Here is a 19459-nt window from a genome sequence, read left to right on the forward strand (position 1 = left end):
GGTTAACGATGGGAAAAGGGTGGGCGACATGCAAGATGACACTCCGGTCAAGACCGGCCTGATAACCGGTGAAGATGGTGAGACCCGTTGTTTCTGGCCCGGAACCTTGCCGGAATATGTGCACTATCACGACCACGAATGGGGCAGACCGGTCACCGACGATACGCGGCTTTTCGAGAAAATCTGCCTCGAAGGATTTCAGTCGGGCCTTTCATGGCTGACCATTCTTCGCAAGCGGGAGAATTTTCGCAAGGCATTCGATGGCTTCGATTATCATCGGGTTGCCCGCTATGGCGAGAAGGATGTCGAGCGGCTGCTCGCCGATGCGGGCATCATCCGCCACCGCGGCAAGATCAATTCCGCGATCAATAATGCCAAGTACGCCATTGAACTCGTCAAGGAGACCGGGTCGCTCGCGGCCTATTTCTGGCAATTCGAGCCGCCCGCAGACGAGCGTCCGAAAGTCGTCGACTATCCAACGCTGATTGCAAATCCAACGTCGCCGACTTCGATCCGGTTATCGAAGGATTTGAAGAAGCGGGGCTGGAGCTTTGTCGGCCCAACCACGATATATGCGCACATGCAGGCGATGGGATTGGTCAATGATCACATCGAGGGTTGCAAATGCCGCGTGGAGATCGAAAAACTGCGAGCTAGGTTTAAGAGACCGGTTCCGGCTTCATAGAGTCGCGCGTGCTTCACCAGGGTCATCAATCCTTGCCCTTGAAGCCTTGATAAGCTAGAGCAAACCGGCTTTAGCAGACAGCTTCATTTCAGGGTATTGGATCATCATCATGGCGACGAAGGCAGACAGGGTAAAAGCGCGGCTGCCGCGCGGTTTCGTGGACCGTGCGCCGGACGATCTGCGCGCTGCCGAGAAGATGATGGCGGAGATCCGCAAGGTCTATGAACTCTATGGGTTCGAGCCCGTCGAAACCCCGCTCATCGAGTACACGGATGCTTTGGGTAAGTTCTTGCCCGATCAGGACCGACCGAACGAGGGTGTCTTTTCCTTTCAGGACGATGACGAGCAGTGGTTGTCGTTGCGCTACGATCTGACGGCACCGCTGGCGCGCTTCGTTGCCGAGAATTTTGAAGGCATCCCGAAACCCTATCGCAGTTACCGCGCCGGCTGGGTGTTCCGCAACGAGAAGCCCGGCCCAGGCCGTTTCCGGCAGTTCATGCAGTTCGACGCTGATACGGTCGGTGCTCCATCCGTCTCGGCGGATGCGGAAATGTGCATGATGATGGCCGATGTGATGGAGGCGCTGGGTATCAAGCGCGGCGATTACATCATACGCGTCAACAATCGCAAGGTTCTGGATGGCGTTCTGGATGCCATCGGCCTCGTGGGCGACGAAAATGTTGGCCAGCGCCTGACGGTGCTGCGCGCCATCGACAAGCTCGACAAGTTCGGCGTCGAAGGTGTCCGGGAGTTGCTCGGGAAGGGCCGTCTCGACGAAAGTGGTGATTTCACCAAGGGTGCCGGACTCGATGAGGCTGCCATCAAGCTCGTTCTGGATTTTACATCTGCCGGGGGTACTTCGGGCAGCGAAACCATCGCCAATCTTCAGAGCGTCATCGCTGGCAATGAGAAGGGCGGGGAAGGTGTTGCGGAACTCGCGACCATCGAAGCGCTGTGTTCTGCAGCGGGCTACGAGGGCCGGGTCAAGATCGATCCCTCGGTGGTGCGCGGGCTTGAATACTACACCGGCCCCGTATTCGAGGCCGAGTTGCTGGCCGAAATCCCGAATGACGACGGCCAGATCGTACGCTTCGGCTCCGTTGGCGGTGGCGGGCGCTACGACGGCCTTGTTTCACGTTTCCGAGGCGAGCCCGTTCCCGCGACAGGCATTTCCATCGGCGTTTCACGCCTGATGACGGCGTTGAAGAACCTCGGCAAGCTGGATACGTCCGATAATATCGGTCCCGTCGTCGTGCTCGTGATGGATCGCGACACGATCAGCCTCGGGCGTTATCAGAAAATGGTTTCGGATATGAGGCAGGGGGGTATTCGCGCCGAGATGTATCTGGGCGGTTCGGGCATGAAGCCGCAGATGAAATATGCCGATCGCCGCGGTGCGCCTTGCGTCATCATCCAGGGTTCACAGGAACGCGAGAATGGCGAGGTGCAGATCAAGGACCTCATCGAAGGCGCGCGCCTGTCGGCTGAAATCGAGGACAATGTCACCTGGCGCGAAAGTCGCCCGGCGCAGATCACGGTCAAGGAAATCGATCTCGTCGCCGAAGTCCGCAAGATTCTTGAGGCGCAAGCCGAGGACCGCGCCAACGCAGCGAAGGCGGTGTAGTCCCCGATGACCGGCTCGCGTGCTCCAATCTTTTCCGGCGATCTGGCTGCGCTGATTTCGGGGCGGGATGCCGAGCTTGTCGACATTCCCGTCATTCAGCCTGCCGACCAGTTTCTCGACATGGCCGGTGAGGACCTGCGCCGCCGCATTTTCCTGACGGAGAATGAGAATGGCGATAGTCTTTGCCTGCGGCCGGAATTTACCATCCCGGTCTGCCGTAATCACATCGAGCTGAACGCCGCGACGCCGAAGCGCTATGCCTATCTTGGCGAAGTGTTCCGCCAGCGTCGTGAAGGCGGCAATGAGTTCTTTCAGGCCGGAATAGAGGATCTCGGCGACGCCAACCGGGCCCGGGCTGATGCGCGCTCGCTGGCCGATGCACTGGCCGCCATCCGCCTCGTTGCACCGCGTGCGCAGCTCGAAACCCTGCTCGGTGACCAGGCCATTTTTGAAGCCGTACTGGCTGCGCTCGGTCTGCCACGGGGCTGGCAAAAAAAACTGGCTCGCGCCTTTGGCAATCCCGGCCAGCTGAAGGCATTGCTCGAAGACCTTGCTTCAAACCGGCAGAATGGGGTGCTGCCTGATCGCCTGTCCGCACTTGTGGCCGATGGCGATGAGTCCAGCCTTGCCGCCGAACTGGAGCAGGATATGCAGGTGGCGGGCATTTCACCGGGCGCTGGTCGTGCGCCCGTCGAGATCGCGCGGCGACTGATCGAAAAAGCGACACTGGCTTCGGTGAAGCTCCCGACCAAGACTTTTTCGGCCCTCGAAACGTTTCTCGCCATCCGGGTACCGCTTCCATCGGCAGCGGGACAACTGCTCGCCTTTGCCCGCGCCAACGAGTTCGACCTTGGTCCGGCGCTTGAACAATTCGAGGCGCGCGCAGCGTCCGTTATCGAAGCTGGAATCGGGCATGAGACCATCGTCTATGATGCCGCCTTCGGCCGCCCGCTCGATTATTATACCGGCCTCGTCTATGAGACCCGCGCACTGAAAAATACTGAACTGGGCGCCATCGTCGGTGGTGGTCGCTACGACCGGCTGCTGACCATGCTCGGCGCCGTAGGTTCCATACCGGGCGTCGGCTTTTCCATCTGGCTCGACCGGCTCGAGCAGATTGCAGGAGATGCGCAATGACAATTACATTGGCGCTTCCCTCCAAGGGCCGTCTGAAGGACGAGGCGCTTGCCGTTCTACACAATGCCGGGCTGAACGTGATCCTCCCCAAGGATCAGCGCAATTATCGGGCGCAGGTCAAAGGCGAAAGCCAGATCGACATCCTGTTTCTTTCTGCGTCGGAAATTGCCCGCGAACTCGGCTATGGCAGTGTTGACCTTGGCGTGACGGGCGAAGATCTGATCCGCGAAACCCTGTCTTCTGCTGACGAAAGGGTACAGATTGAAGCCCGCCTTGGCTTTGGTCACGCAGATGTGGTCGTGGCCGTTCCGGAGGTTTGGTACGATGTATCGACCATGGCTGACCTTGACGACGTCGCCGCCGATTTCCGCCAGCGCCACGGTCGCCGTCTGCGCATCGCCACCAAGTACTGGCGGCTGACGCAGCAGTTCTTCTCGCAAATGCACGGTATTCAGGTCTATCGCATCGTCGAGAGCCTTGGCGCAACCGAGGGGGCTCCTGCCTCCGGCTCTGCAGACATCATTGTCGATATCACGTCGACTGGTTCGACGCTGCAGGCCAATCATCTCAAGATTCTGGAAGATGGCGTGATCCTCAGGTCGCAGGCCTGTCTGGTTTCATCGCGCGGCACAGCCGCAAACGGCGCCGTGGACGAGCTCGCCAGGCGCATCAAGGCCGCCTTGGCAGGCTGAACTCCTATCAACTCTATGTGAAGTCGTGGCGGTTCTGTAACCTTTGCGGCAGATCATACGTATTTCCTTCAGAAGACCGGACGAAGTTCGGTATAATGCTGTTGGGAGTCTGGCCATGATCACACGTCGAGCGCTTTTTGGCAGTGCGCTAGCAGGACTTGGAGTATATGCCGCGACGCGGTTTGCCGGAACGCCGAACGCAAAGGCAGCCGGTAAGTTCGAAGTCGAGCACACAGCCGCCGAATGGAAAAAGCTGCTTACTGACGAGCAGTACTACGTGTTGCGCGAGGAGGGAACCGAGCGGCCGTTCACCAGCCCGCTCAACCACGAAAAGCGCAAGGGCGTATTCGCCTGTGCCGGCTGCGACCTGCCGCTCTTCAATTCGGACACCAAATTCGACAGCGGCACCGGATGGCCAAGTTTCTGGTCCCCCATCAAGGGGTCGGTCATCGAAATATCAGACAATTCGTTTGGCATGATGCGCACTGCAGTCGAGTGCCACCGTTGCGGCGGCCACCTTGGTCACGTCTTTGACGATGGACCAAAACCGACCGGTCTGCGCTATTGCATGAACGGCGTCGCGTTGAAGTTCAAACCTGCATCTGCCTGAACTCGAAGGAATTCCCATGAAACTCCGTCATCTCCTGCTTGCCGCCGCCATCGTTTTGTCGCCCGGCCTTGCGCTCGCCGCAGAGGCGGTCACCATGGTCCCGCCGCCGGCGCTCGATCAGAAATCTTCGGCCAAATCCGAAACGGTGGTCCTCGCTGGCGGATGCTTCTGGGGAGTCCAGGGTGTGTACCAGCACATGAAAGGCGTAACCAGCGCCGTCTCCGGCTATTCGGGCGGCACAAAGGAAACAGCAAGTTATGAAATCGTCAGTGGTGGCGACACTGGACACGCGGAAGCAGTAGAGGTCACTTTTGATCCGAAAGTGGTCAGCCTCGGAAAGATCCTCCAAGTGTACTTCTCCGTGGTCCACAACCCGACTGAACTGAATCGCCAGGGTCCGGACTCCGGGACGCAATATCGTTCGGCCATCTTCACGACCGGCGCTGATCAGGAGAAGGTAGCAACTGCCTACATAGGCCAGCTGGACAAGGCAAAGGCCTTTTCGAAGCCTATCGTGACGACAGTCTCACAGCTGGTGAAATTCTATCCGGCCGAAGCCTATCACCAGGACTATGCGACGATCCATCCGACACAGCCCTATATCGCCTATTATGACCTGCCCAAGATTGAAAATCTGAGCAAGCTATTTCCCGAAGACTACAGGAAAAAGCCGGTCCTGGTTGGCGACGCAAAGCCTTCCAACTGATGGAACAAATAAAAAAGGCCGCTTGCAGCGGCCTTTTCATCGATTGTTGTTTTCATCAACCGCGCTTGGCGTCCAGCGAAAGTGCGCCTGCGCCATAGGCGGCAAGCAGGAAGAAGCCGCCGGCTATGCCAAGGTTCTTCTGGAAGAACAGGAACTGTGCAGCGCCGGCATCGCCCGACCAGTCCAAGTGCGCCGCAGCGGTAGCAGCCAGCGTGAAAAGTCCGAGAGCCAATGCGGCAATGCGGGTCTGGAACCCAACGAGTACGGCAAGACCGCCGCCAAGTTCAAGCAGGCCAACCAGGATTGCGACGACGGTCGGTGCAGGAAGTCCAAGGCTGCCGAAATATCCAGCGGTACCGCCAATGGCAGTAAGCTTTCCATAGCCGGACAGAATGAACATGAATGATAGTAGAATGCGACCTATTAGAACGAGTACGCTATTGTTAGCCATAAAAGTCTCCAGAGTTTTGCGTTGACAACCCAATAACGAGATTCGATTGTCAATCAAAGCCATCATTTTCTCGACAGATTGTTCACTTTAGAATGACGTTTCAATTACTCTGGCGCAATCATCCGTTCCGGGCGAACGAGACGGTCGTAATCTTCCGCTGAGACGTGACCGCTGGCGAGGGCCTCCTCGCGCAAGGTCGTGCCGTTCTTGTGAGCGGTCTTGGCGATCTTGGCCGCATTGTCATAGCCGATCGCCGGCGCCAATGCCGTTACGAGCATCAGTGAGCGTTCGAGCAGATCCTTGATGCGGACTTCATCGGCTTCGATGCCATCGACGCAATTGTCGGCAAAGGAGATCATGGCATCCGCGAGGATGCGGATCGACTGAAGGACATTGAGAGCAACAACCGGCTTGAATACGTTGAGCTCGAAATGGCCCTGGCTTGCGGCGATCGTCACCGTGGCATTGTTGCCGAAGACTTGCGCGGCCACCATGGTCAGGGCTTCGGCCTGGGTCGGATTGACTTTGCCTGGCATGATCGACGACCCCGGCTCGTTTTCCGGCAGCTTCAATTCGCCGAGGCCGGACCGGGGGCCAGAGCCGAGAAAGCGGATGTCATTGGCAATCTTGAACAGATCGGCGGCAAGCGCATTGAGACTGCCGTGGAAGTTCGTGAGTGCGCCATGGCTCGCCAGCGCCTCGAACTTGTTGGGGGCAGTCTTGAAGGGAAGGCCGGTAATGTCCGATACCGCTTCAGCAAAGCCCGTTTCAAAGCCGATAGGCGCATTGAGACCTGTCCCGACAGCCGTGCCACCCTGTGCCAGCAGGAAGATATCACCCAGGCTCTGTTCGATGCGCGTATGGGCGTATTCCAGTGCGGCCCGGTAGCCGGAGAATTCCTGGCCCAGTGTGACGGGAGTGGCATCTTGAGTGTGCGTGCGGCCAATCTTTATGATGTCGGCAAAGGCCTTTTCCTTCTTGGCCAGGGCAGCAGTGAGATGTTCGAGCGCGGGAAAGAGACGCTCTTTGGCTTCGATGGCCGTCGCGATATGAATCGCAGTCGGGAAGGTGTCATTCGACGACTGGCTCATATTGACGTGGTCATTGGGATGGACAGGCTTCTTGGAACCCTTGGTGCCGCCCAGCATCTCGATGGCGCGGTTGGAGATCACTTCGTTGGCATTCATGTTCGACTGGGTTCCCGACCCGGTCTGCCAGACGACGAGCGGGAAGTGGTCGTCGAGTTTGCCCGCAATGACTTCCTCGGCAGCGACTGTGATGGCGCGGCCGATCACTTCGTCCAGCTTGCCCAGCGCCATATTGGTTTCAGCGGCTGCCCGCTTGGCGATGCCGAGAGCACGCACGAGCGGGATCGGCATCCGTTCGCCGCCGATCTTGAAATTGTGCAGGGAGCGCTCTGTCTGCGCTCCCCAATATCTGTCGGCTGCCACTTCGATTGGACCAAACGTATCTGTCTCGGTACGGGTAGAGCTCATCGTGTACTTTCCTGTTGGGAGTTGGCATGAGCACTACTGAAAAGCTCTGCCCGAGGCAAGGTTCGGGAGCCGAATGATCGGGACGAATTGACCTGCCTTCGGTATAAAATCGATTGTAGGCGCCGCCGCCAGCCGATGCCTCGTGCCGTTGAGCCTGTGGAAGCGCTGTCCGGTTTAGTGCCGATTCGATCGTAGCGAGAATTTCATTCCGGATGGGACTTTTTGATCAAGACAGACAGCCTTCAGGCGCATAAAATTGGTTGCGGTAGTGTGGGAGGAGAAGTCATGGCCACGCATGAAGCGCGAACCCTTGAGATTTCCATCAGGCGCAATTGGCATGATGTCTACGATTACGCGAGCGTTCCGGAAAATTTGCCGACTTGGGCATCCGGTCTGACATCCGGCCTGCAGAAATCCGGAAATGAATGGCTGGCAGATGGTCCGGCTGGCAAGCTCAGGCTGCGCTTTGCCCCGATCAACGAATTTGGTGTGCTCGACCATTGGGTCACCACTGAAACCGGTGAGGACGTCTATATTCCGCTGCGGGTGGTCGCGAACGGCGAGAACTGCGAAGTGCTGTTCACTCTGTTCCGGTTGCCGGGCATGGATGATGAGAAATTCGCCGCTGACGCCGCCTGGGTGAACCGCGACCTGCAAAAGCTCAAGGATCTGCTTGAAGCGCAATTAATCGTGTGAGGATCGACATGGCCAGTTCAGGCAAGGACAAACGCATTGATTACATTGAACTGAACGTCAGTGATATTGCTCGCGCCCGTCAGTTCTACGGTGAGGCATTCGGCTGGACTTTCACGGACTACGGCCCGACTTATTGTGAATTCTCAGACGGGGCGCTCAAAGGCGGCTTCACCACCGAAGGCAAGGTGCGGTCAGGCGGACCGCTAGTTATCCTCTTCGCTGATGATCTGGCAGACACATTGAAGCGGGTCGAGAAAGCAGGCGGCAAGATCGTCAAGCCGGTCTTTACCTTTCCTGGCGGCCGGCGGTTTCACTTCTCTGACCCGGATGGCTACGAGCTTGGGGTCTGGTCGGACAAATAAAGTTCAATGCACAGTCCGCCGACCACGGTGAAGCCATGGCGGAGCGGCAGCCAAGCGGCCGCCGCTCCGAACGATCAGGCAGCGCGGGCGGTCTTCAAGGCATTCATCCACCAGACGAGCTGATCCAGTTGATTGGTTGCCGCCTCGTTGAGGTGGGCGTAATCGCCAAGTTTCTTCTCGCCTTTGATCGCAGACAGGTATTCCGCGTAGGAGATGTGAACGCCGGTCTTGACTGAGGCGGATCCCATTTCCACGAATACCAGGCGAAGCTGCTCGATCGCGCGAGCGCCGCCCACACCGCCATAACCGACAAATCCAACGGGCCGCTGGACGAATTCACCCAGATCAATCGCATTCTTCAGGACCGCGGTCGGGCCGTGATTGTACTCTGCGACAGTGATGACGAACCCGTCGAATTCACGCAGCTTCTTCTTCCACCGCTCTGCAGTCTCATTCTGTGCAGTCGTTGTCCGCTCTTCACCGAAGAAGTTCATCGGGTAATCGAGCAGATCGATGATTTCGACCTCCACATCCTCTCTCTTGCCAGCAAGCTCCGCGATCCATTTGGCAGGAAACTCGGCAAAGCGTCCGATACGTGTGCTGCCGACAATGATGCCGATTTTTGCTTTTGCCATGTTCAGAAATCCTTTGTCTTGGGGGTAGTAACTATTTGTTACCGGCGCTATGTAAGTGACGGTTTGAAATCGCCGCAAGGAGGCACTTTTTTGAAACCAGATCACTTTGAGGTAACCCCTGCATGCACGGCGGTGCATCACCTCTTGGCGCGCATCGGTGACAAGTGGACCGTCATGGTGGTGAAATACCTTGGCAATGGTTCAATGCGGTTCAACGAATTGAAGCGGACCATCGACGGCATATCGCAGAAGATGTTGACAAGCACATTGCGCGGGCTGGAGCGCGACGGCTTCGTTACGCGGACAGTCTTTCCCACAATTCCGCCGCGTGTGGATTATGAGCTGACTGACCTTGGCCGTGATCTTCTGGTGCCGGTCAAGGCATTGGGCGATTGGGCGGTCACGAATGAGCAGCGTGTCAGGGAGGCGCGAGCGCGCTTTGATGCGGCCCGTGCCGGGAAGGAACATTATTCATCCTTCGAAGACGCTGCCGAATAACGGCTTTGTCGTGTATGAGCAAACTTGACATACATCGATAGATCGGGTTTCCCAGATGTATGGATATTAGCAACGCACCTGAAGCGCTGGTCGCAGCAAGGGCTGGTACGAAAGAGGGCCGGCCGCAAACGACAAACCGAACCTTGAGAGTGTATCCCGATGACTGTTACGATTTATCACAATCCTGCCTGTGGCACGTCGCGCAATGTGCTGGAAATGATCCGCCAGAGTGGAGCAGAACCGGAGGTTATCAATTATCTGAAGACGCCGCCGGCCCGGGAAAAACTGGTTGAACTGATCGCCGCGATGGGCGGAAGTGTCCGGGATATTCTGCGTGAGCGGGGAACGCCCTATGCCGAGCTCAATCTTGGTGATAGCAAATGGAGCGACGATCAGCTGATCGATTTCATCGTTGCTCATCCGATCCTGATGAACCGGCCGATCGTGGTGACACCCAAGGGCACGAGACTCTGCCGCCCCTCTGAACTGGTCCTGGAATTGCTTGACCATCCCGTGGAACAATTCACCAAGGAGGATGGCGAGGTGGTAACTTCTAGGGGAACTGGCCGTGCTTGACCTTCCGGGTGTGGACAGTGGAAGTTTCGAAGCAATCGATCAGGCAAAATTGTCCGTAAGGTTTTCAGCCCACGCGCCGCGCATTCTCCTCCTCTACGGTTCCCTGCGGGAACGCTCCTATAGCCGGTTTCTTGCGCAGGAGGCAGAGCGCTATTGATAGCCTTCGGAGCAGAAACCCGCATATTCGATCCCTCCGGTCTCCCGCTTCCCGACGAAACACCAAGCAGTCACCCCAAAGTCCAGGAGCTCCGGGAACTCTCTCTCTGGTCGGAAGGGCAGGTCTGGGTCAGCCCGGAGCGGCACGGAGCGATGTCCGGCGTAATGAAATCACAGATTGACTGGATACCCCTTGCCGTGGGGTCGATCCGCCCGACGCAGGGGCGCACGCTTGCCGTCATGCAGGTTTCCGGAGGATCACAATCGTTCAACGCCGTAAATCAGATGCGTGTACTGGGGCGCTGGATGCGTATGATTACCATTCCAAACCAATCATCCGTGGCCAAGGCCTATCACGAGTTTGACGAGGCCGGGCGGATGAAGCAGTCGCCATATTACGATCGCGTTGTCGACGTGATGGAGGAACTCATCAAGTTCACTCTTTTGACGCGTGATGCCTCATCTTATCTCACCAGCCGATACAGCGAGCGCAAGGAGGATGCGGCGAAACTGGAAGGGCGCGCAAAGCTAAGCTCCATCTGAACGAAAAAAAGGCGGGTCGAAACCCGCCTTTTCCATATGTCGTTGGGACAGGACTTCTTAGAAGTCCATGCCGCCCATGCCGCCCATTCCGCCGCCTGGCATCTGGGGAGCGCCGCCATTGTCCTTCTTCGGAGCTTCGGCGATCATGGCTTCCGTCGTAACGAGAAGACCAGCAACCGATGCAGCATCCTGCAGGGCGGTGCGGACAACCTTGACCGGATCGACGATGCCGAGTGCGATCAGATCGCCATACTCGCCGTTTGCAGCGTTGTAACCGAAGGTTTCCTTCTTGTTGTCGAGGATCTTGCCGATAACGATCGAAGCTTCATCACCTGCGTTGGTTGCAATCTGGCGGGCCGGAGCCTGCAGAGCGCGACGAACGATGTTGATGCCGGCGTCCTGATCGGCATTGGCACCCTTGAGGGTAAGACCAGCCGAAGCGCGCAGGAGAGCAACGCCACCGCCAGGAACGATACCTTCTTCGACAGCCGCACGGGTTGCGTTGAGGGCGTCGTCGACGCGGTCCTTCTTTTCCTTCACTTCAACTTCCGTCGCACCGCCAACGCGGATAACGGCAACGCCGCCAGCGAGCTTGGCAAGACGTTCCTGCAGCTTCTCGCGGTCGTAGTCCGAAGTGGTCTCTTCGATCTGCTGCTTGATCTGGCCGACGCGGGCGTTGATTTCGCCCTTCTTGCCATTGCCGTCAACGATCGTGGTGTTTTCCTTGGTGATCGACACCTTCTTGGCGCGGCCGAGCATGTCGAGCGTAACGCTTTCGAGCTTGATGCCGAGATCTTCGGAGATGACCTGACCGCCGGTGAGGATGGCGATGTCTTCGAGCATGGCCTTGCGGCGATCGCCGAAGCCAGGAGCCTTGACAGCAGCAATCTTCAAGCCGCCGCGCAGCTTGTTGACGACGAGCGTAGCAAGTGCTTCGCCTTCGACGTCTTCAGAAATGATGACGAGCGGCTTGGAGGTCTGAACGACAGCTTCGAGAACCGGCAGGAGGGCCTGGAGGTTCGAAAGCTTCTTCTCGTGGAGAAGGATGTAGGCGTCTTCGAGGTCAGCAACCATCTTCTCAGGGTTGGTGACGAAGTATGGCGACAGGTAGCCGCGGTCGAACTGCATGCCTTCGACGACTTCGAGCTCGGTGTCAGCGGTCTTGGCTTCTTCAACGGTGATGACGCCTTCGTTGCCAACCTTCTGCATCGCCTTGGCGATCATTTCACCGATTTCGGATTCGCCGTTGGCCGAGATCGTGCCGACCTGGGCAACTTCTTCCGAAGTCTTGATCTTCTTGGCGCTCTTGCCGAGCTGCTTGACGACTTCAGCAACAGCAAGATCGATGCCGCGCTTCAGATCCATCGGGTTCATGCCGGCAGCAACAGCCTTGCCGCCTTCCTGAACGATAGCCTGGGCAAGTACAGTGGCAGTCGTGGTGCCATCGCCGGCAATGTCGTTCGTCTTCGAAGCGACTTCACGGACCATCTGTGCGCCCATGTTTTCGAACTTGTCTTCCAGTTCGATTTCCTTGGCAACAGTTACGCCGTCCTTGGTGATGCGCGGAGCGCCGAAGGACTTGTCGATGACAACGTTACGACCCTTCGGGCCGAGCGTTACCTTGACGGCGTCTGCAAGGATATTGACGCCGCGCAGCATGCGCTCACGCGCGTCGCGGCTAAATTTGACTTCTTTGGCAGCCATTTTATCTCTCCTGGGGTTGATCCCGGTTTGATGAATATTTGTTGGATGTGGGATAGCCGGCGATTAGCCGAGAATGCCCAGAATGTCGGATTCCTTCATGATCAGCAGGTCTTCGCCGCCGATCTTGACTTCCGTACCGGACCACTTGCCGAACAGGATCAGATCGCCTGCCTTGACATCGAGTGGTACGAGCTTGCCGGCTTCGTCACGAGCGCCGGTGCCTACAGCGATGACTTCGCCTTCCTGCGGCTTTTCCTTGGCGGTGTCCGGAATGATGATGCCGCCTGCAGTCTTTGCTTCAGATTCGACGCGGCGTACGACGACGCGGTCATGAAGCGGGCGGAACTTGGTTTTGGCCATGGTTAGAACCCTTGATGTTGGTGTCAAAACGATGTCGCGAACACGGACAGTTCACGTTATTAGCACTCGTCATGGGTGAGTGCTAACTGCCGCCGGAGATAGTGGGATGGCGGCCAAGAGTCAAGGGAAAGCGTGATTGAAATATGCTTCCGAGTGGCATTTCGAAAAGTTCAGGCGCGAACGCGCAAAACCGTGCCATGCAAATGTGAAGCCACGATGAAACAGTCAAGGAGACGCCAAGAGAAAAATTGCACTGAAGTGATCTGGAGTTATTCGACGATAGCGAGGCGACGCAGCATTGCGTTCGCGTTTTGTGTGTTGCCAGATCTCAAGCGTACTCAAGTTCCAGCGGGAAGGGTGTTGATTCCCACACCTTGTCATACTTCAGGTTCTTGACTGTCGTTGCTTCGAGTTCGTGCAGGATGCGCGCTAGTTCTTGCCGGTCGTGTGCGACTAGCGCCGGATAGAATGTCGGATACTTCTGGTCCATGTACTGGCGTATCTCTCTCGGCTTCATTGATGGCGCGTCGATGATTTCGAGGGCTTGATCGAGATCGCCGGTGGCAACAGCAATCAGCAGCCGCGTGTAAACGCGTCGTTCAAAAGGGATCGTGTAGTTTCCGGGCTGCGTACCGAATGCGACCATCGTCTCAAGGGTTGTGATGGGCCGCAATGTATCGAGGGCGATCTCGATCACCCGCAACATCCGCTCGATGCCGGGCGAATGATCGATCTCCCAACGGATAAATTCCAGCCGGTCTGCCTTTTCCTGCCGCGCGAGATCATCGTCTACGCCCTCAAAGGAAAAATAACATAATTCCAAACCCCAACCCAGGCGCATTCTGGTGGAGCCATTGAATAACAACGACACGCTGGTCATCGGAACGAAGGGTTTTGGGCTACTGCCTCCGCGTTCAATAAAGATGCCTCTGGTAAAATGATGCACCGGCTTGATGAGGAGGTAGCGCCCGACAAGCGCCAGATCGGCATGGCGCTGGAGCAGTGGTTGGACGACCTGGCGGACCTGGGCGATTGTCGTCACTCGAACGGCCTCATTCCGACGACAAAGAATTGCGTGCCCGCACCGAAATTGAGTGCAACAGTCTTCCCGATCTCGTCAAGCCGGCTAAAAGTGATGTCGTTGTCTCCAGTCTTTGGATCGTAGACGCAGACGAGTTTGTCGGACGCCCTGTCATAGACATCAATTCTGATTGTATCACGTCCGTGTGGCACCCACGGGTCGTTTTCCTCTTCAGCCTGTGCAACGCCCGACTTCAATAGTGACATCTCCGCCTTCAAATTGGGGTCATCCACAGCCTTTACCTTCTGCGCGACCCGATAGTGAATATTGGTGCCCCGATCTCGCTTTGAAGGAAAAGCACCCGTTGCATCGGCTTCCAAAGTTGCTTGATTGAGCAGGTCCTGGACCAACAAATATCTCGGACAATATTTCCTTACCTCATCACGGGTTAGCTCGCCTATGGCTACTTTCGTCTGATCCTCTTCCCTGGAATAGCAGCGGGCCCGCATGGAAATGACGGGGACGATTTCACTGGCCGGACTGAGTTCTGAAACAAGTCGGTTGTATCTTGTGATGCTGCCGTCAACATCGGTGTCCCAATCCAGGTAGTCGATGATCTCGGCAAGGGCCGCAGCTCCTGGAATGGTGCGAGCGAGCCCTCGTGCTGCACCGCCAATCCACGAACCGGACGGCGGAGCTTTGACTGGCGGTGTCTTGGGCGACGTAATGGGTGCCGGTTTCGCACTCGGCGTGCCCGCGCGGCTCGGCCCCGTGTCCGGGATAGGTGCATATGAGCGCCCACCCGTATTCGTCCATTGCCCACCATCGCCGGTTCCCGCTGGCACGCGCGGCTGGTTGGGATCGAAATTGTACTTCAGGGTGAAGGCCCGCTCCATGAGCCGCAACCGGGAACGATCACAGTCAAGGCCAAGTTCGGCCTTGCGGATCTCTATCCAGGGATGGGTGTTGGCCGGTGCCGCACGCATGCGATCAAGTTGAAGCTTCTGTGCGGCGATACTTGCTTTGAGGCTGAAAACTTCGGCGAGATGTTCAGAAAAATGCTCCATGAAATAATTCCCCTAAAAAGGGAAATTATTCCTATTAAAGATCATGCCGGTCAATTAGCAATTGGTCGTACAGCGGTCCTGGTCGTCAGCGCTGCGCGATTGGGTCAGGTCTCGTCAGCTTCCTCGCAGACATGGTCGGCCATGTCGACCAACATGTCGCTGACATGCCTGTCAGCCAGTTCGTAGAACACCTGTTTGGCCTGCCGCGTGCCGCGCACCAACCTTGCGCCGCGCAGCAATCGCAGGTGATGGCTTACAAGCGATTGGGACAGGTCGAGACTTGCTGCGATATCGCCAACCGCCCTCGGGGATTCCAGGCAGAAGAAGAGAATGCGCAGGCGGGTCGGGTCACCGAGCAGGCGGAACGTCTCGGCAAGGATCGTCGTATCAAGCTGCGAGGGAACCGGCGCCTTGCTCAATGCTTGTGGCCCTCGTGACTGTGGGCGTGGACACCATGATCGTGATCGCTGTGATCGTCCGCCTCATGATGATGGCTGTGGTCGTGGTCGTCACCTTCCGCGGAATTCGCCCCGAGACAGCATTCATCTGCTGCCGTGTCCGGCCAATCGATCGCGATCGTCGAGTGTTCAATATCGAACTTGGAAACCAGTTCCGCCTCGACTGCCTTCACCAGCAGCCTTGGGTCCGCATCGGGCAGAGGCTGGACATGCAATGTGGCCAAGGACTTGCCGGAGGTGATCATCCAGACGTGCACGTGGCGGACATTGGCGAGGCCTGGAACAGTGCTCTTCAGATACTGCTCAATCTCCTCCGGTGCGGCATTTGCCGGTGCGCCTTCAAGCAGGATATGCATGGAATTTCGCAAGAGCGCCCAGGCGCTGCGCAGGATCAGCAGACAAACGAAAACGGAGAGAATCGGGTCTATCGGTGTCCAGCCCGTATAGTAGATGACAATGGCGGCGATGATCGTGCCGATGGAGCCCAGCAAGTCGCCAAGAACGTGCAGCACCGCGCCCTTGATATTGACGTGCTCGCTATCACCGCGCGTCAGGATCCAGAACACCGCCATGTTGACGAGCAGTCCGATCGTCGCGACAACCAGCATCGGACCGGCCAGGACTTCCCCGGGATTGCGGAAGCGATCGATGGCTTCGATCGTAATCCACACGAGAATGGCAAAGAGCGCGATCGCATTCATCAATCCTGCAATCACCTCGAACCGGAGATAGCCAAAGGTTCGCCGTTCATCGGCAGCGCGCTTGCCGAAGTGAAAGGCCGCATAGGCGAGGGCCAGTGCGGCGGCATCGGTCACCATGTGTCCTGCATCGGCAATCAGCGCCAGGGAACCCGACAGCAGCCCGCCAATCACCTCGACGATCATGAAGGCAAATGTGATGAAGAAGGCAATCAGGACCTTGCGCTGGTTGTCCGTGGTGATTTTCGGTGTGTGATCGTGCCCCTCGTGGGAATGCGCCATGGCCTCGCCCTTCTATCTGACAAACATATCGATACGTGTTCATATGTATCCTGTCAATCGGGCGGCGATCCGCCAGGCCATAACCGATCGCAATACAATCAGGCGTGACACGATTGGCCTGATCGGCTAATCGATGGCATCTCCCTTGCTTGGGGCATTACCCGTATTCTGAAAGGATAGGCATGAGCGACATGCTACATTTGCAGACTCTCGACGCATTGATGGACCGCTATGACGTGCTTCTGTGCGACGTATGGGGAGTCCTGCACAATGGCGTCGATTCGTTTGCGTCTGCATCCGAAGCCTTGTCACGTGCGCGCCGCGCTGGTCTGACGGTTGTGCTGATAACCAATGCTCCCCGCCCTTTTGCCGGTGTCGCACAGCAGATCCACGCCTTGGGCGTGCCGGGGTCATCCTATGATCGCATCGTGACATCCGGCGATGTCACACGCGAACTGATACGCAGTGCACCGCGCCGAGTCTTTCATCTCGGTCCGGACCGCGACGAAACCCTTTACGAAGGTCTTGATATCGAGCTCCTCGAGGAGCGCGAGGCGGATGTCGTGGTCTGCACCGGCTTCTTTGACGACGAGACGGAAACGCCGGAAGACTATGCCGAAATGCTGACCCGCTTTCGGTCGCGCAATCTGCCCTTCATCTGTGCCAATCCGGATATTGTCGTCGAGCGTGGCGACCGTCTCATCTGGTGTGCCGGCGCGCTCGCCCGCGATTACGGCCAGCTCGGCGGCCGTACCTTGATTGCCGGAAAGCCGCATCGCCCGATTTACGAAGCCGCGGTCTCCGCCGCCGAAGCGGTGCGTGGCAAGCCCGTCGACCTTTCCCGCGTACTGGCGATCGGCGATGGCATGCTGACCGACATAAAGGGCGCCGACCTGTTCGGGATCGACGCGCTCTACATTTCCGGGGGCATTCATGCGGGCGATTATGTCATGGGCGGGGTCCACGACCTTGAAAAGCTGCTCGCTTTTCTTGAAAAGCATGGCAGTAATCCTGTGGCGACGATGCGCGCCCTGGCCTGAGGAGTGATATGCCCTTCTTGCGTTTGACCGATCCATCCCATTTGCCAGACCATCTCAAGGGTGCCGTCGTGGCAATCGGCAACTTTGATGGCGTGCATCGTGGTCATCAGGCAGTACTTGGACGCGCACTCGAAGCGGCAGAGCTTGTGGGACGTCCCTCGCTCGTCCTGACGTTCGAACCGCATCCGCGCAGCGTGTTCGTGCCAGACCAACCTGTTGACCGGCTGACACCGGCCGCTGAAAAGGCCTCGATACTCGAAGCGCTCGGGTTCGATGCCGTCATTGAATGCCCCTTCACGCGGGAATTCTCGCAATTGACCGCCGATTTTTTTGTCGACCAGATCCTCGTCGGCGGTCTGAATGCCAGCCGCATCGTCACCGGCTTTGATTTCCATTTCGGCAGAAACCGTCAGGGTGGTCCGGCATTCCTGATGGATGCGGGCGAAAAACGCGGCTTTGATGTGACGCTGGTGGATGCTTTCCGCGACGAAGGCGGGCACCCCATATCCTCCAGTCGCATTCGTGCGCTTTTCGGAGAAGGCGAAGTTGTGGAAGCGGCGGGTCTCCTTGGCTATCGTCACCGGATCAGGGCTGAGGTCATTGACGGCAAGAAGCTTGGCCGCACGATCGGCTTCCCCACGGCCAATATGGTTCTACCGCCCGAGACGCATCTGAAGCATGGCATATATGCTGTGCGATTCCGCCGTGCGGATGGTACGCTTCATGATGGCGTTGCAAGCTTCGGACGGCGGCCGACCGTGGATGCGCATGGCGAGCCGTTGCTTGAAACCTATGTGTTCGACTTCGATGGCGACCTTTACGGCGAGACCTGCGCGGTTTCTTTCTTCGGCTATCTGCGCGGTGAGGAAAAGTTCGATGGGCTCGAGCCCATGATGCAACAGATCAGGCGCGATGAGGAGGAAGCGCGTGCACTCCTTCACGGTGTGCGGCCGTTGTCAGCGCTCGACCAGACCATCAACTTCGATTGAATTGGTAAATCGTTTACCAAGAGGATCAATGCATTTTTATCTATCTCTCGGTAGGTTCGCCCAAAGCTTGCCACCTCCCAGGCACGGCTCCGGAGTAATCTCATGTCTATTCGCCTGATCGGCGCTCTTGCGAGCGCATTGTTTCTTGCCGGTTCAGCAGCAGGTCTTGCCGACGAATACTATGGGGACAGCCAGACAGCCAGCAGCTCGCGCGGAGAACATTGGTGGTCCGGTGACTGGTACCTGACGCTTGGCGCCAAGGGATTTGTCGCACCCAGCTATGAGGGTGCCACCGAGTACCTCCTGCGAGCCGCCCCGGTCATTTCAATTGGCCGTCCAGGAAGGTCGGCTCGTTTTTCATCGCTCAACGACAATGCCTCCATCGGCTTTATCGATACGGGCGTGTTCCGTGCCGGTCTGACCGGCAAATTGATAACGGGTCGCGACGACGATGATTCTGACGACCTGAAGGGATTGCACGAGGTCGACTGGGGTTTCGAGCTCGGCGGCTTTGCCGAGTTCTATCCGACAGACAATATTCGTGGCCGTGTCGAAGTGCGCCGCGGCCTTGGCGCCCATGATGGCGTCGTGGCAGATGTGTCGATCGATGCGTTCAAGGACCTTACGCCGACCGTCCGGGTTTCCGCCGGTCCGCGTGCGACCTTCGCGACGGAGAACTACTTCCAGGAATATTACGGTGTGAATGCCGCCGAGTCGGCCGCTTCGGGGCTCAAGGAATATTCACCGGGCGGCGGACTGAAGTCCCTTGGCGTCGGCGGCCAGATCACCTGGCAGACGACGGAGAAGGTGACGACGAGCGCCTATGCGGAATACAGCCGCCTTATGGGGCCGGCAGCGGACTCCAGTCTCGTTGAAGAGCGCGGCTCGGCCAATCAGGCCACCTTCGGCGTGCAGGCCACCTATCGTTTCGATTTCTCGTTGTAGTGGTGCGAGGCGCCGTACGTGAAGTTTA

Annotated in this window: 23 protein-coding genes and 1 pseudogene; 15 read left to right on the forward strand and 9 right to left on the reverse strand. The window is 57.6% G+C overall.

What is annotated here, in order from left to right; genetic code table 11:
• Nucleotides 1-28: 28 nt before the first annotated feature.
• The 6 genes from K9U38_RS04940 (at nucleotide 29) to msrA (ending at nucleotide 5454) form a co-directional block, all read left to right on the forward strand.
• Nucleotides 29-685 (forward strand): DNA-3-methyladenine glycosylase I, encoded by a 657-nt coding sequence (locus K9U38_RS04940; RefSeq protein ID WP_224493241.1) that lies wholly within the window; start codon nucleotides 29-31, stop codon nucleotides 683-685.
• Nucleotides 686-794: 109 nt separating this feature from the next.
• Nucleotides 795-2309, forward strand: coding sequence for a histidine--tRNA ligase (hisS, locus tag K9U38_RS04945; RefSeq protein ID WP_224493242.1), 1515 nt, complete (start codon nucleotides 795-797; stop codon nucleotides 2307-2309).
• A 6-nt stretch (nucleotides 2310-2315) separates the two neighbouring features.
• The gene (locus K9U38_RS04950; RefSeq protein WP_224493243.1) at nucleotides 2316-3446 is read left to right on the forward strand and encodes an ATP phosphoribosyltransferase regulatory subunit; all 1131 of its coding nucleotides are present in this window, start codon (nucleotides 2316-2318) and stop codon (nucleotides 3444-3446) included.
• Nucleotides 3443-4138, forward strand: coding sequence for an ATP phosphoribosyltransferase (gene hisG, locus K9U38_RS04955; protein ID WP_224493244.1), 696 nt, complete (start codon nucleotides 3443-3445; stop codon nucleotides 4136-4138). Before K9U38_RS04950 ends, hisG begins: the two co-directional genes overlap by 4 nt.
• Before the next feature lie 115 nt (nucleotides 4139-4253).
• Nucleotides 4254-4748, forward strand: coding sequence for a peptide-methionine (R)-S-oxide reductase MsrB (gene msrB, locus K9U38_RS04960; RefSeq protein ID WP_224493245.1), 495 nt, complete (start codon nucleotides 4254-4256; stop codon nucleotides 4746-4748).
• Between the two features lie 16 nt (nucleotides 4749-4764).
• Nucleotides 4765-5454 (forward strand): peptide-methionine (S)-S-oxide reductase MsrA, encoded by a 690-nt coding sequence (gene msrA, locus K9U38_RS04965; RefSeq protein WP_224493246.1) that lies wholly within the window; start codon nucleotides 4765-4767, stop codon nucleotides 5452-5454.
• 55 nt (nucleotides 5455-5509) lie between these two features.
• Here the strand turns inward: msrA and K9U38_RS04970 are convergent, their stop codons facing one another.
• Both K9U38_RS04970 and fumC read right to left on the reverse strand, forming a co-directional pair.
• Nucleotides 5510-5905, reverse strand: a complete 396-nt coding sequence (locus K9U38_RS04970; RefSeq protein WP_224493247.1) for a DoxX family protein — start codon at nucleotides 5903-5905, stop codon at nucleotides 5510-5512.
• A gap of 104 nt (nucleotides 5906-6009) precedes the next feature.
• Entirely contained in the window at nucleotides 6010-7401 is a 1392-nt protein-coding gene (fumC, locus tag K9U38_RS04975; RefSeq protein ID WP_224493248.1) for a class II fumarate hydratase, read from the reverse strand.
• A gap of 285 nt (nucleotides 7402-7686) precedes the next feature.
• Between fumC and K9U38_RS04980 the strand changes: the two genes are divergently transcribed.
• Together K9U38_RS04980 and K9U38_RS04985 are read left to right on the forward strand one after the other, a co-directional pair.
• On the forward strand, nucleotides 7687-8097 hold the full coding sequence (locus tag K9U38_RS04980) for an SRPBCC family protein (RefSeq protein ID WP_224493249.1): 411 nt from the start codon (nucleotides 7687-7689) through the stop codon (nucleotides 8095-8097).
• 8 nt (nucleotides 8098-8105) lie between these two features.
• A complete protein-coding gene (locus K9U38_RS04985; RefSeq protein WP_224493250.1) occupies nucleotides 8106-8459 on the forward strand; it encodes a VOC family protein in 354 nt (117 codons plus the stop codon).
• Nucleotides 8460-8533: 74 nt separating this feature from the next.
• Here K9U38_RS04985 and K9U38_RS04990 read toward each other — a convergent pair whose 3' ends face one another.
• Nucleotides 8534-9094, reverse strand: coding sequence for an NADPH-dependent FMN reductase (locus K9U38_RS04990; RefSeq protein WP_224493251.1), 561 nt, complete (start codon nucleotides 9092-9094; stop codon nucleotides 8534-8536).
• Between the two features lie 90 nt (nucleotides 9095-9184).
• On the opposite strand from K9U38_RS04990, the gene K9U38_RS04995 reads away from it, so the two are divergent.
• The 3 genes and pseudogenes from K9U38_RS04995 (at nucleotide 9185) to arsH (ending at nucleotide 10867) form a co-directional block, all read left to right on the forward strand.
• A complete protein-coding gene (locus K9U38_RS04995) occupies nucleotides 9185-9592 on the forward strand; it encodes a winged helix-turn-helix transcriptional regulator (RefSeq protein WP_224493252.1) in 408 nt (135 codons plus the stop codon).
• Nucleotides 9593-9751: 159 nt separating this feature from the next.
• On the forward strand, nucleotides 9752-10168 hold the full coding sequence (gene arsC, locus K9U38_RS05000) for an arsenate reductase (glutaredoxin) (RefSeq protein WP_224493253.1): 417 nt from the start codon (nucleotides 9752-9754) through the stop codon (nucleotides 10166-10168).
• A gap of 10 nt (nucleotides 10169-10178) precedes the next feature.
• A pseudogene (gene arsH, locus K9U38_RS05005) lies at nucleotides 10179-10867 on the forward strand (arsenical resistance protein ArsH).
• Nucleotides 10868-10924: 57 nt separating this feature from the next.
• On the opposite strand, the gene groL reads toward arsH, so the two are convergent.
• The 6 genes from groL to K9U38_RS05035 all read right to left on the reverse strand — a co-directional run bounded on the left by groL (nucleotide 10925) and on the right by K9U38_RS05035 (nucleotide 16457).
• Complete coding sequence (gene groL, locus K9U38_RS05010) at nucleotides 10925-12571, reverse strand: chaperonin GroEL (protein ID WP_224493254.1); 1647 nt, start codon at nucleotides 12569-12571, stop codon at nucleotides 10925-10927.
• A gap of 63 nt (nucleotides 12572-12634) precedes the next feature.
• Complete coding sequence (gene groES / locus K9U38_RS05015) at nucleotides 12635-12931, reverse strand: co-chaperone GroES (RefSeq protein ID WP_027230208.1); 297 nt, start codon at nucleotides 12929-12931, stop codon at nucleotides 12635-12637.
• Between the two features lie 328 nt (nucleotides 12932-13259).
• A complete protein-coding gene (locus K9U38_RS05020) occupies nucleotides 13260-13973 on the reverse strand; it encodes a hypothetical protein (RefSeq protein WP_224493255.1) in 714 nt (237 codons plus the stop codon).
• Complete coding sequence (locus K9U38_RS05025) at nucleotides 13970-15019, reverse strand: hypothetical protein (RefSeq protein WP_224493256.1); 1050 nt, start codon at nucleotides 15017-15019, stop codon at nucleotides 13970-13972. Before K9U38_RS05025 ends, K9U38_RS05020 begins: the two co-directional genes overlap by 4 nt.
• Nucleotides 15020-15123: 104 nt before the next feature.
• Complete coding sequence (locus tag K9U38_RS05030; protein WP_224493257.1) at nucleotides 15124-15438, reverse strand: ArsR/SmtB family transcription factor; 315 nt, start codon at nucleotides 15436-15438, stop codon at nucleotides 15124-15126.
• Nucleotides 15435-16457, reverse strand: a complete 1023-nt coding sequence (locus K9U38_RS05035) for a cation diffusion facilitator family transporter (protein WP_224493258.1) — start codon at nucleotides 16455-16457, stop codon at nucleotides 15435-15437. The genes K9U38_RS05030 and K9U38_RS05035 overlap by 4 nt, the downstream gene beginning before the upstream one ends.
• Here K9U38_RS05035 and K9U38_RS21960 point away from each other — a divergent pair.
• The 4 genes from K9U38_RS21960 to K9U38_RS05050 all read left to right on the forward strand — a co-directional run bounded on the left by K9U38_RS21960 (nucleotide 16456) and on the right by K9U38_RS05050 (nucleotide 19431).
• Nucleotides 16456-16587 carry a hypothetical protein gene (locus K9U38_RS21960; protein WP_255606948.1) on the forward strand — a complete coding sequence of 44 codons (132 nt, stop codon included), beginning with the start codon at nucleotides 16456-16458 and terminating at the stop codon, nucleotides 16585-16587. The two genes, K9U38_RS05035 and K9U38_RS21960, sit on opposite strands and share 2 nt — an antisense overlap.
• A gap of 61 nt (nucleotides 16588-16648) precedes the next feature.
• Nucleotides 16649-17497 (forward strand): TIGR01459 family HAD-type hydrolase, encoded by an 849-nt coding sequence (locus tag K9U38_RS05040; RefSeq protein ID WP_224493499.1) that lies wholly within the window; start codon nucleotides 16649-16651, stop codon nucleotides 17495-17497.
• A gap of 8 nt (nucleotides 17498-17505) precedes the next feature.
• Entirely contained in the window at nucleotides 17506-18486 is a 981-nt protein-coding gene (locus K9U38_RS05045) for a bifunctional riboflavin kinase/FAD synthetase (RefSeq protein WP_224493259.1), read from the forward strand.
• Between the two features lie 102 nt (nucleotides 18487-18588).
• Entirely contained in the window at nucleotides 18589-19431 is an 843-nt protein-coding gene (locus tag K9U38_RS05050; RefSeq protein ID WP_224493260.1) for a MipA/OmpV family protein, read from the forward strand.
• Nucleotides 19432-19459: the final 28 nt, after the last annotated feature.

Source organism: Phyllobacterium lublinensis, assembly GCF_020164435.1.
Lineage (GTDB): Bacteria > Pseudomonadota > Alphaproteobacteria > Rhizobiales > Rhizobiaceae > Phyllobacterium > Phyllobacterium lublinensis.